The following is a 13771-nucleotide window of genomic DNA, read 5'->3' on the forward strand; positions in this document are numbered from 1 at the left end:
CTATTCTTCGTCATCAAGAGTTTCGTCAAAGTCAAGGAATGCATCTTCCTCTTCTTCGTCTTCCTCTTCCACATCTACAAGTTCTTCACCCTCGAACTCCTGCTGTGTATAACCGTGCTTGCCAAAGGATTCCTCTTCTCTGTCTCTGCTGTGTCTGTCTCCCTCGATCACGGAACGAAGATCTGTATCGCCGTAATCCACGGTTTCCATAATCTCCACCTCAGTGTTGTCATCTCTCAGGACCTTAACGTCAAGACCAAGAGACTGCAGCTCTTTCAGCAGAACCTTGAAGGATTCCGGAATTCCCGGCTCAGGAATATTATCACCTTTAATAATTGCTTCATAAGTCTTCACACGACCTACAACATCATCGGATTTAACTGTCAGGATCTCCTGCAGAGTATAGGACGCGCCATATGCCTCCAGAGCCCAAACCTCCATCTCTCCGAAACGCTGACCGCCGAACTGAGCTTTACCGCCCAGAGGCTGCTGTGTTACCAGTGAGTATGGACCTGTAGAACGTGCATGGATCTTGTCGTCTACCAGATGATGCAGTTTCAGGTAATGCATGTGTCCGATTGTTACAGGACTGTCAAAGTATTCACCGGTACGTCCGTCACGAAGGCGAACCTTACCGTCTCTGGAAATCGGAACGCCCTTCCACAGTTCTCTATGGGCCTTGTTCTCATCCAGATACTGCATAACGTCAGGAGCAAGTACATCCTGATATTTTGCACGGAACTCTTCAAAGTCCTCTGTGTTTACATAATCATTTGCCAGTTCCAGAGTATCCTGAATGTCATTCTCGTTTGCACCGTCAAATACCGGAGTTGCAACATTGAAGCCAAGAGCTTTTGCAGCAAGACTTAAATGGATTTCCAGCACCTGTCCGATGTTCATTCGGGAAGGTACGCCCAGAGGATTCAGAACGATATCCAGCGGACGGCCGTTAGGCAGGAACGGCATATCTTCAACAGGAAGTACACGGGAAACAACACCCTTGTTACCGTGACGACCAGCCATTTTGTCACCAACAGAAATCTTACGTTTCTGAGCAATATAAATACGAACAGACTGATTTACACCAGGAGAAAGCTCGTCACCGTTCTCTCTTGTAAATACTTTAGCATCAACAATGATACCGTACTCACCATGAGGAACCTTAAGGGAAGTATCTCTTACCTCTCTCGCCTTCTCACCGAAGATCGCACGGAGCAGACGTTCTTCTGCAGTAAGCTCTGTCTCTCCCTTAGGAGTAACTTTACCTACCAGAATGTCTCCTGCACGAACCTCAGCACCGATACGGATGATACCGCGCTCATCAAGGTCTTTCAGAGCATCGTCACCAACGCCCGGAACATCTCTTGTGATCTCTTCCGGTCCCAGCTTGGTATCTCTGGCTTCTGCTTCATATTCTTCAATGTGGACAGATGTATAAACATCGTCCTGAACAAGTTTTTCACTTAAAAGGACAGCATCCTCGTAGTTGTAGCCTTCCCAGGTCATAAATCCGATCAGCGGGTTTTTACCAAGGGCCAACTCACCATTAGAAGTAGACGGACCGTCTGCGATAACCTGTCCTGCCTCTACATGCTCGCCCTGGAACACGATCGGCTTCTGGTTGTAGCAGTTGCTCTGGTTACTTCTGAGGAATTTTGTCAGATGATAATCATCTTTTGTTCCGTCATCATTTTTGATGCTGATATCTGTAGATGTGGAGCGAAGAACTGTACCGGCCTTCTTAGCCACAACACACACACCGGAGTCAACAGCAGTCTTTGTCTCCATACCTGTTCCAACAACCGGAGCATCGGTGGTCAGAAGCGGCACTGCCTGACGCTGCATGTTTGATCCCATGAGCGCACGGTTGGCATCGTCGTTCTGCAGGAATGGAATAAGCGCTGTAGCAACGGAAAATACCATCTTAGGAGACACGTCCATGTAGTCAAACATATGTCTCTCGTATTCCTGAGTTTCCTCACGGAAACGACCGGATACGTTTTTATGAATGAAGTGTCCTTCTTCGTCCAGAGGCTCGTTGGCCTGCGCTACATGGTAATTATCCTCTTCATCGGCTGTCATATAAACAACCTCGTCAGTTACTACCGGATTGGACGGGTCTGTTTTGTCAATCTTTCTGTACGGAGCCTCAACAAAACCATACTGATTGATTCTTGCATAGGAAGCAAGAGAGTTGATAAGACCGATGTTAGGACCCTCAGGAGTCTCGATCGGACACATACGTCCATAATGAGAATAGTGAACGTCTCGAACCTCGAATCCGGCTCTGTCTCGGGACAGACCGCCTGGTCCCAGGGCAGACAGACGTCTCTTATGGGTCAGCTCACCTAACGGGTTGTTCTGATCCATGAACTGGGAAAGCTGTGAAGAGCCAAAGAACTCTTTCACTGCCGCTGTTACCGGTTTAATATTGATCAGGGACTGCGGAGAAATATTCTCTGTGTCCTGAGTTGTCATACGCTCACGTACCACTCTTTCCAGTCTGGAAAGACCAATACGGTACTGATTCTGAAGCAGCTCACCTACAGAACGGATACGGCGGTTACCCAGGTGGTCGATGTCATCATCATTTCCAAGGCCGTATTCCAGATGCATGTTATAGTTAATAGAAGCAAGAATATCTTCTTTTGTAATATGTTTCGGAATCAGATCATGGATATCTCTGCGGATCGCATCCTTGATATCCTCAAGACTGTCATTTTCTTCCAGTATTTTTTCGAGAACCGGATAATATACTAATTCTGTAACACCCAGTTCCTTCGGATCACAGTCAAGCTCAACATGAGCAGAAAGATCCACCATAAGGTTGGAAAGAACCTTGATCTTGCGATCCTCTTCTCCCTGGATCCATACAAACGGAGCAGCGCTGTTCTGGATCTTGTCAGCGATCTCTCTTGTGATGTTTGTGCCTTCATCTGCAAGGATTTCTCCTGTAGACGGATCCACAACTGCCTCTGCAAGCTTGTGTCCTACAATCCTGCTGTTAAAATGAAGTTTTTTGTTAAATTTATAACGTCCGACTTTGGCAAGATCATATCTTCTCGGATCAAAGAACATTGCCATGATCAGGCTCTCTGCGCTCTCCACTGCCAACGGCTCACCCGGACGGATTTTTTTGTATAATTCCAGAAGACCTTCCTGATAATTTGTGGAAGTATCTTTTGTGAAGCTGGCAAGGATCTTGGGCTCCTCGCCAAACAGTTCTACAATTTCCGCATTGGTGCCGATACCAAGGGCACGAATCAGCACAGTGATCGGAACCTTTCTGGTTCTGTCTACACGAACATAAAAAACATCGTTGGAGTCTGTTTCATATTCCAGCCATGCACCTCTGTTGGGAATTACGGTACTGGAAAACAACCTTTTACCAACTTTATCATGTGCGATTGCATAATAGATTCCAGGGGAACGTACCAACTGGCTTACGATAACACGCTCTGCACCGTTGATTACAAATGTGCCTGTTTCCGTCATTAACGGAAGGTCTCCCATGAAAATCTCGTGTTCGTTGATCTCTTCTGTTTCTTTGTTAATCAGTCTCACTCGAACCTTCAAAGGTGCGGCATAAGTCACGTCACGTTCTTTACACTGCTCAATTGTATACTTCGCATCCTTTGCGTCAAATGTAAAGTCGATGAACTCCAGACTAAGCTTTCCGCCGTAATCCGCGATTGGAGAAATATCATCAAATACTTCTTTCAGCCCTTCATCCAGGAACCATTTGTAGGAATCTTTCTGGACTTCGATCAGATTCGGCATATCCAGGACTTCTTTTTGTCTCTGGTAGCTCATACGCATGCTTTTTCCAGTTTTTACAGAACGAATTCTGTTTTTTTCCATTGACGTTTCACCCCTGTTTTTTTATTTATTACAACATGATCCTGTTTATATTTTCAGGTAAACAGGCATATCTTGCCATAATATAGCATTTTTCACTATAACATACTGTTGTCAACCTGTCAACCAGATTTTCAAACTTTTTTTGATCACCTTTTTCATTTGCCGGCAAGACTGATACAGAATATACTGTTTTCCCGATAAAGTAAAAAAAGAAACGCAGGAACACCTGCGGCGTCCCTGCGCTGTCTCTTCTGTTCAGACTGAATTATTTCAGAGTGATCTTTGCTCCCTCTGCTTCCAGTTTTGTCTTGATGTCCTCAGCCTCAGCTTTGGAAGCGCCCTCTTTAACTACCTTCGGAGCACCGTCAACTACAGCTTTAGCTTCTTTAAGTCCAAGACCTGTTACTTCACGAACAACTTTGATAACTTTAACTTTGTTCGGGCCTACTTCTGTAAGCTCTACGTCGAACTCGTCTTTCTCTTCAGCTGCCTCGCCTGCTGCGCCTGCTGCTGCAACTACAACGCCTGCTGCTGCAGATACGCCGAACTCTTCCTCACAAGCTTTTACAAGTTCATTTAACTCTAATACAGATAACTCTTTGATTGCTGCAATAAATTCTTCTGTTGTTAATTTTGCCATTTTAATTTCCCTCCATATAATATTATTTTAATTTATACCGGTTCACAGTGCTATACGAAAACTGTAAACTCTTCCGCACGCTGTCTGCGCATTGTAAATCTGTCCCTGACAAATTTACTCAGCTGCTGCTGCGTTTCCACCCTGTGCCTCTGCAATCTGGTTAAGCACACGAGCGAAGTTTGTGATCGGAGACTGAATGCTTCCAAGAAGTTTTCCAAGAAGTTCTTCTCTGGACGGAATCTGGGAAAGTGCCTGGATTCCAGCCTGATCATTGTAGTTGCCCTCAACTACACCTGCGATCAGCTCCAGTGCCGGGAACTGTTTCGCATATTTAGCAAGGATTCTAGCAGGTGCTGTTGCATCTGTAGCAGAGATTGCCAGTGCGTTTGTACCTTCAAGATGTTTGGAAAGGCTCTCACAGTCTGTTCCCTCAAAAGCACGTTTCATCATTGTGTTTTTGTAAACTTTATACTGAACACCAGCTTCTCTTAATTCCTTACGCAGAATAGTGTCCTGCTCAACAGTAAGACCACTGTAGTTTACAAGAACTACGGACTGAGCGTCTTTAATGCTGTTTGCGATTTCTTCTACGATTGGTTGTTTCAGTTCTACTTTTGCCATAAATGGTACACCTCCTTATAGATTTTGATATACCGCCGTTGCAATGGATACTGAGATAAAAAAAGCCCTACTGTACCATGACAGTAAGGTCTCCTGTAATCTTATCAGAATACTAAGTCCTCGGTAGGCGTTTTGATCCTTATGCCTTACGGCACCTACTGTCTTCGGCAGCGTTCTGTAATAGAATAACACGGAGAAAAGTTCATGTCAAGATTTTATTTAAAAATTCTTTAATTCTTTAATAAGCCTTTTGGTCAGGCCCTAAAAAATATGTTATACTAAACAGGGGATTTCTATATATTATAACTGCGAAAGGTACGGTACTTTATGGTTCAGATATGCCGGAAAGATAAAAAGTTGGTTTACGAAACCATACGCCCTGGAAATATAGGTGCTAATGAAATATCCATTCCTAACCTGGTTGATGATATTCTCCTTACTTTTACCATTTTGGGCATATGTAAGAATACGCGTTACATTTGTATTAAGATTCGTAATTTTAATTTCGTTTATACTCATAATCGTACATTCCTTCCTATATAATTAAATCTTTTTTTCCTTGAAAATCAAGGATTATTTAATGTTTCATGAATAAATACCCCAGAAAAAGGATACATGGAAGCGGTCATTTCTCTGTATCATATTTTTTACTAACCATCTAAAGTCAGTAATCTTATCTTACTCTGAAATTTTCTCAACCTTCTTTCTTAAAATTCCTTATATTTTTTTGAATTATATAAGGATCTCCTGTGCTTTCTATATTTTTGTAATTTAGGATCCTAACATAAAGATACCCAAAACAAGCTTGGTTTCCCAGTTCTGTCATGTTACATTTTTTATCATAAACGCTTCCATTTATTTTATTCCTTTATAAAACAGCAAATGAACAAATTTAAAAAAGTGCATAAATCCCCGTTGTTTTGTCTTTACAGGATACACATATAGAATTTAAAGTTTATCTGTATCTACCTATTATGGATTCTATTGCGCAAAATTCTGTATTATCTCATTTATAGTTTTATATACTAAACTCAAATGCTCAAAACAAGATATTACTAATTATTATGATCTCCCCGGGATCGCTGCACAGAAGAAGAGCAGCTTATAGAGCTGATAAAAGAATACGCAGCCAATGATTTTCGCGAAAAGAAATGCTACAGCGATATGAATCAGAAATATTTTGCATATCATGACCGTAATAACTGTAAACGAACCTATGAATTTATCCTCAAAAACTGCCAAAAGTAATCACTGATTACTGCTTTCTGTCGTGATCTGCAGCGCCCCCGGCAACATACCGGGGGGGCGCTGATTATATAATATCTTTTTATTTTCTCTGATAGCTGCTGTTGATTCTGCAGATGAAACTTACGGCAGCTGAGAGATCAGAGACGGATTCAATACCCGCACTCCTTCTTCACCCAGAATCCGCTCCAAAAACCCTGTATATTCATCATAAGTCAGACTTCCATCAGGAGTCAGAAGCTCAAAATCTGTTCCGTACACATGGGCAAAAAGTCCTGTCTCTTTCAGACCGTTTCTCAGATAGAAGGCTTTCCTGCGCTTTCTGTCCTGAGTATTCTCTGCTTTTTCATCCTGCATTTCGATTTCAAAAATATATTTATTACTGCGGAATCGTTCCAGTAAAAGCTTCAGGCTTTTACTTCCATATCCACCGTTTCTTTTTTCAGGAGAAACAGCAAAATAATCCAACAGCGCAGTATTTCCATCCATCATATTAAAGGCAAGTCCCACAAACTCATCCTGATCTGTCACTGCAAAAAGCTCCATCTGTCCCTTTTCCGCAAGATGCTCCATAAGAGAGATCGGCTTTTTTTCTTCAGCAGGAAAAGCTTCTTCGTAGAGCATATAAACCTGTTCTTTAAATTCTGTTCCGTTTTTCAGTATGTTTTTTAATTCCATATTTTATTCCTTTTCTGAGCTGTCAGAGCAGCCCTTCTCTATATTTTTATAAGTTTTATCGCCCGGATATCAGGGATTTCCTCAAACCTTTCCGGTATTCTTTAAAACTCCGGCCAGGACAGAATCTCTCTGGAAATCTGAGCTTCATAATCACCTTCTACGTCTATACTCCGCCCTGCTTCATAAATATTTGTCTCGGCGCCCCATACGTCGTCATGATACTCCCACACATGAAAACTCAGCCCCCGGAACATAAAGTCAAGACTTCCGCACCCGTCCTCATCTGTATAAGTAAAAGAGATATTTTTTCTGTTCAGCGCATCCTGCACTGTTTCCAATCTCATAATCCTGCCCCTTTCCAATTTCATTTTGTGCCTGTAATTTTACCCCTTGTATACAGCGCTGTCAATATGTCTCCGGATGCTTGCATAAGCCCTTATAATGCTTTATGATAAAAGAAAAGTCTGTCTGAAAGGAGATCTGCCATATGACGTCAAAACCTGTTTTTCACGGAAGCGATATTGAAAAAATCTGCAGCTTCTACCATCTGAAAAAAGAAAATATCATAAACTTTGGAGCAAATGTGAATCCCCTTGGGCTTCCGAAAAATGTGCAGAAAGAGCTTGCCTCACACCTTTTTCTTCTTTCTTCCTATCCGGACAGAGAATATTCCTCACTGAGAAATGCCCTGTCCCAGTACTGCAGCATACCCTCTGACTTTATTCTGCCCGGCAACGGATCCAGCGAACTGATCTCTCTTCTCATTGAAGCTGTAAATCCCCGGCATACGCTGATACTCGGTCCCACCTACTCTGAATATTCCAGGGAGCTTTCTTTTTCCGGAAGTACTGAGACCTGGTATCATCTGGAGGATTCCAGCGATTTTGCTCTGGATATCCAAAATCTCTGTCTTACCCTGGAAAAAGATTATGATTTCCTGATTATGTGTAACCCTAACAATCCCACTTCCTCTGCTGTCACACAGGAGAAACTGCGAAAAACCCTTACCTTCTGCCGTCAAAAAGAAATTTTTGTAATGATCGATGAAACCTATGTAGAATTCGCCCCTGATCCGCAGCTTATTACCGCAGTACCCCTTACCAGGGAGTTTGAAAATCTTATGGTCCTTCGGGGCGTATCAAAATTTTTCGCCGCACCGGGCATGCGCCTTGGCTATGGAATTACAGGGAACAAAGAACTTCTCTCAAAAATAAAAAACAGACAGATTCCCTGGTCCATAAACAGTCTGGGAGCCTTTGCAGGAGAACTGCTTGTACAGGACAAAGACTATATTTCCCGTACAAGACAGCTGATTTTAAAGGAAAGAGAAAAACTTTATCAGGAGCTTCTGAAGCTTTCTTCTTTTAAAGTATTCCCTGCCTTTGCAAACTTCCTTTTACTGAAAATAATCAAACCCGGGCTCACTGCCTCCAATGTATTTGAGGCATGTATCCGCCAAAACCTTATGATCCGTGACTGTTCTTCTTTCCAGTGTCTTGACGGAGAATTTGTCCGCTTCTGCATTATGCTCCCGGAACATAACGAACAGCTTCTGAACGTATTAAAAGGGCTGTAAAAGCCCTTTTAATTCATGCTATATCGCTTTAAAATTATATTTGTGAGGCAGTTCTCCCTCTTCTCCGAACAGTTCAGGATTTCCCCGGGAAGGGGGGCTGCTTTTCAGTCTTTTTTGCAGAAGCGTAAGGCAGGCTGCAGCCGTTCTTATCTGCAAAAGCAGTATAGAACACACTGTTTCCGCCGCAGTTTTTTTGCTTTTACAGAACACGGTGCAGATACTTTTCTCTGGTCGCCAGTCCTCCTCTGATATGTCTCTCTGACTTATTCTTATCCAGAACCTGGCGCACCTCCGCCGCCAGCCCCGGATTGATCTCCGTCAACCTGTCAGAACAGTCTTTATGTACTGTACTCTTACTGATTCCAAATTTTTTTGCCGCCTGCCTTACAGTTGCCTTTGTTTCAATAATATAGCCTGCAATCTCCACTGCCCGTTCTTCAATGTAATCTTTCAAAGGAAAATCCCCCGAAAACGCTGTTTTTACAATGTATGCTGTATTATATAAAATGTATTCCAGTTCATACCTCAGGAATCAGAAGCCCGAAGCATATAAGATCATGTTGCCGCACATAATCCGAAAGAGATTGTAGCTCTCTTCTGTAAAAACTGTGCTTCGGAATAATATAAAAAGTCTGTAAAGTCCCTCTGATTTTTTTAATCCGGGCTTGACAAACCCATACTGCAGGACTACAATGGGATAAACAATTAAATAAACAGTTTCGGTAGGTGAGGCTACCACAGGGATTTGGATTTTCCTAAGATTGCTGCCGCAAAAACGTGGAGACACGATTCGCTGGTCAGCAGGATATGTCGCAGTCAAGGCATAACCTAATGCAATTTTTACGCCCTGTGATGCTAAAGCTTGAACGATGTTTCACAGGAAAAATATATCCTGTCATTGCTCAGGCGATGACAGGATTTTTTATTCCTCAAAAATCAAGGGATTCAGAAAGTTTTAAGCGGACCTGTCCCCTTTGTTCTGAAAAAGGAGGTGAGAACCATGGAACCTGGAGCCAGTTGTCAGATCATTATATTAAAGAAAGGACTGAAGAATTATGATGAAAACATTACTGATTCACACACCGGAAAATTATACTTCTGTCAGCTCTCTGACAGAGCCAAAAGCTGTACAGGAGTCCATGGAAAAGCATGAAACCTCCTATTTTGAGACTTCCGTACTGACCCATGCCAGAAAACGCTTTATGTGGCTTCTTTTTCTGATGCTTTCTGCCACAGTTACCGGAACTATTATTACCAGATATGAAAATGCCTTTTCCGCAGTTCCTCTTCTGGTTTCCTTTATTCCCATGCTGATGGATACCGGAGGAAACTGCGGTTCTCAGAGCTCAACCCTGATTATCCGCGGTCTTGCCCTGAACGAGATCCGTCCCCGTGATGTTTTTCGGATTGCATTTAAAGAATTTCGGATTGCGCTTCTGGTAGGCACAGGGCTTGCTGTCATAAACGGAATCCGCATTCTGATTATGTACAGAGATCCCAGACTTGCTCTGGTAGTTTCTCTGTCTCTGACTGCTACTGTAATCCTGTCCAAGATCATCGGATGTATTCTTCCGCTTGGCGCAAAAACCCTGCATATGGATCCGGCAATCATGGCATCTCCTCTGATCACTACAGCTGTGGACACCTGCTCTATTATTATTTACTTTTACATTGCCACAAGGATCTTTGCCCTTGCTGTGTAACCTGTTTATTCCTTCTGAAGATCAACGATCCTGGTACAGACCTTTTCCAGAAGCTCCTGGCTGTGGCTGACTACGATCATTCCAATTTTGCGCTTTTCGGTTTCATCCATAAGGAAATGCCAGATCTGACTCTGTGTGATGAGATCCAGCATGGTGCTGATCTCATCCGCCAGAAGGAACTGTGTCCTCTGTCCCAACGCTCTTGCAATACAAAACCTCTGCATTTCTCCCCCGGACAGCTCTGCCGGAAAACGGTTCATCCAGTCTGCCTCAATGCCAAGTCTTTTGATAAGGTCAGGAGATACGTTATCCCCCTCCTCAAGCACCGATCTCATTCGCAGCCTGGGATTAATGGCCTGTTCCGGATGCTGCCAGATCAACTGAACCGGACAGTAGGAGCCATAGAAATCAAGAGGCTTTCCGTCCAGCAGAACCTGTCCGCTGTCAGGCTTCTCATATCCCGACAGTATTTTACAGAGGGTTGTTTTTCCAAATCCGCTTGGCGCCACAAGCCCTACCCGCTCTGTACTCTCTGCTTTCAGACTGAAATCTTTTAAAATTTCCCTGCTTTTTTCTCCATATCGAAAAGAAATATTTCTGGCTTCAAGAATCATACACGCACCTCACATATCCTCCGTTTACTTCCCTGTAGGGAATTTCCCCTCTGCATTTTTCTGTACATTTTTCACACCTTGGAGCAAAGGGACAGCCCTCCGGCATATCTTTTACATAGGGCTGTACCCCGTCAATATAATGAAAGCCATTTTGAGGCATTGCTCTCCATAAGGCTTTTGTATAGGGATGGCGCAGCGTTTTTTCCTGGCGAAAATCCTCTGTTTTTGCATCCTCCAGAGTGTATCCTGCATAGAAAACAAGAACTCTGTCCGCAGTTTCCAGCGCAAGCTCCAGATCATGGGTAATGATCAATACTCCCGCTCCCATATCAGCCAGCTCCCTGAAATGCTCCATAGCCCTCTTTGCCGCTTTCAGGTGAAGTCCCGGCGTAGGTTCATCTGCAATAACCAGCTTCGGCTCTTCGATCATCGCAGTGGATATCATCACTCTTCTGGTCATTCCTCCGGAAAGCTCAAAGGGATACTGTTCCTGAACTTCTTCTGCCAGACCGTACCGTCTGAAGATCCCGTCCAGCTTCTTTTTTCTTTCAGGATCCTTTTTGCCTTTGCAGATCTGCGTTCCCACCTTCATCAGAGGATCCAGGTAGGAAGTGCTCTGAGGAACCATAACAATCTCTTTTCCTCTGAGAGCGCAGATTCTTTTTTCTGTAAGAGGCTCTCCACAGTAAAGAATCTCTCCGCCCATTTCTGCATTATAGGGAAGAATCCCCATTACCCCATGAGCCAGAAGGCTTTTTCCGGAACCGGAAGAACCCACAACAGCCACCATTTCTCCCTGATGGACAGTAAGACTGAGATCTCTGATCACAGGAAGCTTTGTCTGCTTTGTGCCCTTCTGATACTGGGAAAAGGAAATATTCATATTTCTGATTTCAAGTATTGTATTTTTTTCCATTTCACCCCTCCTATTCATGAGCGCTGGCAGGATCCACCAGCTTCCGGATACCCTCGCCCACAGTATAAAAACACACAACTGTCAGAACCAGCATCAGTCCCGGGAACAGAGCCAGCCACCACTTTCCGGTAATCAGATATTTCATTGCCTCTGACAGGATAATGCCAATGGCAGGCTGCTCATTGGAAAGTCCGAAGCCCAGAAAAGTAATACTGGATTCGTGAAGGATCGCATGAGGAAAAAGAAGTATCAGACCTACCAGAAACTGCGGAAAAAGATGAGGAACCATATGCTTCGTGGCAATATAAAAATTACTTTTCCCAAGCTTTCTGGCCATTTTAATATACTGCTGCTCTTTTAACTGCAGAACCTCACCCCGGATCAGCCGGGCAAGGGAAGTCCAGTGGGTCAGGGCAACGCCCAGAATCACGCCCTTCAGCCCCCGCCCGCAGGCAACGCAGATCAGGATCAGAAGAAGCATATGAGGGATTCCCATAACAAGATCAATAAACCAGGTGATAACTGTATCTACCGCTTTTCCCATTGTTGCAGACAGAACTCCCAGAATAAAGGCCATCACCGCACTGAAAGCCGCGGCGCTGATTCCAATGATAATGCTGATGGAAAGCCCTTTAACCGTCCGGGTAAACATGTCTCTTCCCAGCCAGTCGGTTCCAAACGGATATTTCAGGCAGGGAGCAATATTTTTACGGGCAAAATCAGTTTCTCTGGCAGCATCTCCACAAAACATTCCGCCAATACACACAGCAGCCAGAAAGATCAGTGAAAGAACAAGCCACAGTACCAGCCTTTGCCTGCGGTTCCATTTTTTTATCATAAACGTTCCTTTTTTTGTGTTTTTTGTCATTTTGCGGCACCTCCACGTCTGATACGCGGATCGATCACACCATACAGAATATTTGCAATGAGATTTCCGCCAAAAACAAATAAAGCGCTGATAATAGTGATCGCCATAAGAAGCGGCATATCACTTCCAAGTCCTGCGCTTACCGCCGCCTGTCCAAGTCCCGGATAGGAAAAAACCTGCTCTACCAGAACAGAACCGCCAAAAATTTCACTGATGGAAGCAAACTGCAGGGTCATGGCCGGCGCCAGAACATTTCGAAATCCATGATTCCTGAAAATCTGCCACAGGCTTTCACCTCTTGCTCTTGCAAAAACAACATAATCACTTTCACAGATATCGACCATTTTTTCTCTGGTATGCATGGCAATATTGGCAATTCCGGTAATGGACAGCGTAACCGCCGGAAGAATGGCATGATATACCCTGTCCAGAAAAGTTACGCCGCTTGCCTCCACGCCTATGGGTACGCTTAGCCCTATGGGAAGGATCTTCAGCCACACCCCGAAGATGATCAGAAGCAGCATGGCGATCCAAAAAGCCGGGGTACTTGATATTAACAGACAGTAGCCTTTTACTGCCTTATCTACAAATTTTCCACGGTTCATTCCTGCCAGGGCGCCTAGGGCAAAACCAATAAGCCCGGACAGAACCCAGGCAATAATCATAAGAAAAAGCGAATTTCCCAGTTTTACTGCAATTACCTTTGCCACATCCTGTCTGTAAAGAAGAGAAACACCCATATCTCCCTTCAGAAAATCCTTCAGCCACGCCAGATATCTCTGAACCGGCGGTTCTCCTACTCCCCAGTATTCTTCAAGCTTTGCAATCTGCTCCTGGCTCATGCTTCCCAGCGCAGCCTGTCCCACATTGGCCTGAAGAGGATCTACGGGAGAAACTGTCATAAGAGCAAACGCTGCAATACTGACTGCAAAAATAAGAAGAACCATCTTCACAAAATTTTTCAGTATAAACTTTCCTGCTGTATTTTTCAATATTTTCTCCTTGTACATAAATCGTTTGAAACGCACAGTATCCGGCAGCTTCCGGGG

At 43.9% G+C, this 13771-nt stretch carries 11 protein-coding genes, 2 pseudogenes, 1 riboswitch and 1 other annotated feature; of the genes and pseudogenes, 3 read left to right on the forward strand and 10 right to left on the reverse strand.

Annotated elements, in window-relative coordinates:
• The 3 genes from rpoB to rplJ form a co-directional block, all read right to left on the reverse strand.
• Nucleotides 1-3861, reverse strand: coding sequence for a DNA-directed RNA polymerase subunit beta (rpoB, locus tag QVP40_RS06980; protein WP_022067755.1), 3861 nt, complete (start codon nt 3859-3861; stop codon nt 1-3).
• Nucleotides 3862-4126: 265 nt separating this feature from the next.
• Nucleotides 4127-4501 carry a 50S ribosomal protein L7/L12 gene (rplL, locus tag QVP40_RS06985; protein ID WP_015541728.1) on the reverse strand — a complete coding sequence of 125 codons (375 nt, stop codon included), beginning with the start codon at nt 4499-4501 and terminating at the stop codon, nt 4127-4129.
• 114 nt (nt 4502-4615) lie between these two features.
• Complete coding sequence (gene rplJ, locus QVP40_RS06990; protein ID WP_022067756.1) at nt 4616-5122, reverse strand: 50S ribosomal protein L10; 507 nt, start codon at nt 5120-5122, stop codon at nt 4616-4618.
• Nucleotides 5123-5171: 49 nt separating this feature from the next.
• Nucleotides 5172-5308 (reverse strand) — a sequence feature (ribosomal protein L10 leader region).
• A gap of 897 nt (nt 5309-6205) precedes the next feature.
• Here rplJ and QVP40_RS13995 point away from each other — a divergent pair.
• Nucleotides 6206-6370: pseudogene (locus tag QVP40_RS13995) on the forward strand (hypothetical protein); the annotation flags it as partial.
• A gap of 120 nt (nt 6371-6490) precedes the next feature.
• On the opposite strand, the gene QVP40_RS06995 reads toward QVP40_RS13995, so the two are convergent.
• On the reverse strand, nt 6491-7045 hold the full coding sequence (locus QVP40_RS06995) for a GNAT family N-acetyltransferase (protein WP_022067758.1): 555 nt from the start codon (nt 7043-7045) through the stop codon (nt 6491-6493).
• 101 nt (nt 7046-7146) lie between these two features.
• The gene (locus QVP40_RS07000) at nt 7147-7389 is read right to left on the reverse strand and encodes a hypothetical protein (protein WP_022067759.1); all 243 of its coding nucleotides are present in this window, start codon (nt 7387-7389) and stop codon (nt 7147-7149) included.
• A gap of 143 nt (nt 7390-7532) precedes the next feature.
• Here QVP40_RS07000 and QVP40_RS07005 point away from each other — a divergent pair, with 143 nt between their 5' ends.
• On the forward strand, nt 7533-8621 hold the full coding sequence (locus QVP40_RS07005; protein ID WP_022067760.1) for a pyridoxal phosphate-dependent aminotransferase: 1089 nt from the start codon (nt 7533-7535) through the stop codon (nt 8619-8621).
• Between the two features lie 199 nt (nt 8622-8820).
• Here QVP40_RS07005 and spoIIID read toward each other — a convergent pair whose 3' ends face one another.
• Nucleotides 8821-9075: a sporulation transcriptional regulator SpoIIID gene (spoIIID, locus tag QVP40_RS07010; RefSeq protein ID WP_022067761.1), complete on the reverse strand. Its 255-nt coding sequence runs from the start codon at nt 9073-9075 to the stop codon at nt 8821-8823.
• Nucleotides 9076-9332: 257 nt separating this feature from the next.
• A riboswitch (M-box (ykoK) riboswitch) is annotated at nt 9333-9502 on the forward strand.
• Between the two features lie 231 nt (nt 9503-9733).
• Between spoIIID and QVP40_RS07015 the strand changes: the two are divergent.
• Nucleotides 9734-10324 (forward strand): annotated as a pseudogene (locus QVP40_RS07015) (magnesium transporter); the annotation flags it as partial.
• Between the two features lie 5 nt (nt 10325-10329).
• Here QVP40_RS07015 and QVP40_RS07020 read toward each other — a convergent pair.
• The 4 genes from QVP40_RS07020 to QVP40_RS07035 are packed head-to-tail and all read right to left on the reverse strand — an operon-like array spanning nt 10330 to nt 13732.
• Nucleotides 10330-10938, reverse strand: a complete 609-nt coding sequence (locus QVP40_RS07020) for an ABC transporter ATP-binding protein (protein WP_022067763.1) — start codon at nt 10936-10938, stop codon at nt 10330-10332.
• Nucleotides 10928-11854, reverse strand: coding sequence for an ABC transporter ATP-binding protein (locus QVP40_RS07025; RefSeq protein ID WP_022067764.1), 927 nt, complete (start codon nt 11852-11854; stop codon nt 10928-10930). The genes QVP40_RS07020 and QVP40_RS07025 overlap by 11 nt, the downstream gene beginning before the upstream one ends.
• A gap of 10 nt (nt 11855-11864) precedes the next feature.
• Nucleotides 11865-12722, reverse strand: coding sequence for an ABC transporter permease (locus QVP40_RS07030; RefSeq protein ID WP_022067765.1), 858 nt, complete (start codon nt 12720-12722; stop codon nt 11865-11867).
• The gene (locus QVP40_RS07035) at nt 12719-13732 is read right to left on the reverse strand and encodes an ABC transporter permease (RefSeq protein ID WP_178709601.1); all 1014 of its coding nucleotides are present in this window, start codon (nt 13730-13732) and stop codon (nt 12719-12721) included. Before QVP40_RS07035 ends, QVP40_RS07030 begins: the two co-directional genes overlap by 4 nt.
• Nucleotides 13733-13771 lie beyond the last annotated feature (39 nt).

The organism is Blautia sp. CAG:257, from assembly GCF_000433815.1.
In the GTDB taxonomy this organism is placed as follows: Bacteria; Bacillota; Clostridia; order Lachnospirales; family Lachnospiraceae; genus Blautia_A; species Blautia_A caecimuris.

Bases quoted from the DNA above. Each gene is read 5' to 3' on its own strand.
- rpoB (WP_022067755.1), bottom strand. From the start codon at position 3,861: ATGGAAAAAAACAGAATTCGTTCTGTAAAAACTGGAAAAAGCATGCGT.
- rplL (WP_015541728.1), bottom strand. From the start codon at position 4,501: ATGGCAAAATTAACAACAGAAGAATTTATTGCAGCAATCAAAGAGTTA.
- rplJ (WP_022067756.1), bottom strand. From the start codon at position 5,122: ATGGCAAAAGTAGAACTGAAACAACCAATCGTAGAAGAAATCGCAAAC.
- QVP40_RS06995 (WP_022067758.1), bottom strand. From the start codon at position 7,045: ATGGAATTAAAAAACATACTGAAAAACGGAACAGAATTTAAAGAACAG.
- QVP40_RS07000 (WP_022067759.1), bottom strand. From the start codon at position 7,389: ATGAGATTGGAAACAGTGCAGGATGCGCTGAACAGAAAAAATATCTCT.
- QVP40_RS07005 (WP_022067760.1), top strand. From the start codon at position 7,533: ATGACGTCAAAACCTGTTTTTCACGGAAGCGATATTGAAAAAATCTGC.
- QVP40_RS07020 (WP_022067763.1), bottom strand. From the start codon at position 10,938: ATGATTCTTGAAGCCAGAAATATTTCTTTTCGATATGGAGAAAAAAGC.
- QVP40_RS07025 (WP_022067764.1), bottom strand. From the start codon at position 11,854: ATGGAAAAAAATACAATACTTGAAATCAGAAATATGAATATTTCCTTT.
- QVP40_RS07030 (WP_022067765.1), bottom strand. From the start codon at position 12,722: ATGACAAAAAACACAAAAAAAGGAACGTTTATGATAAAAAAATGGAAC.
- QVP40_RS07035 (WP_178709601.1), bottom strand. From the start codon at position 13,732: ATGTACAAGGAGAAAATATTGAAAAATACAGCAGGAAAGTTTATACTG.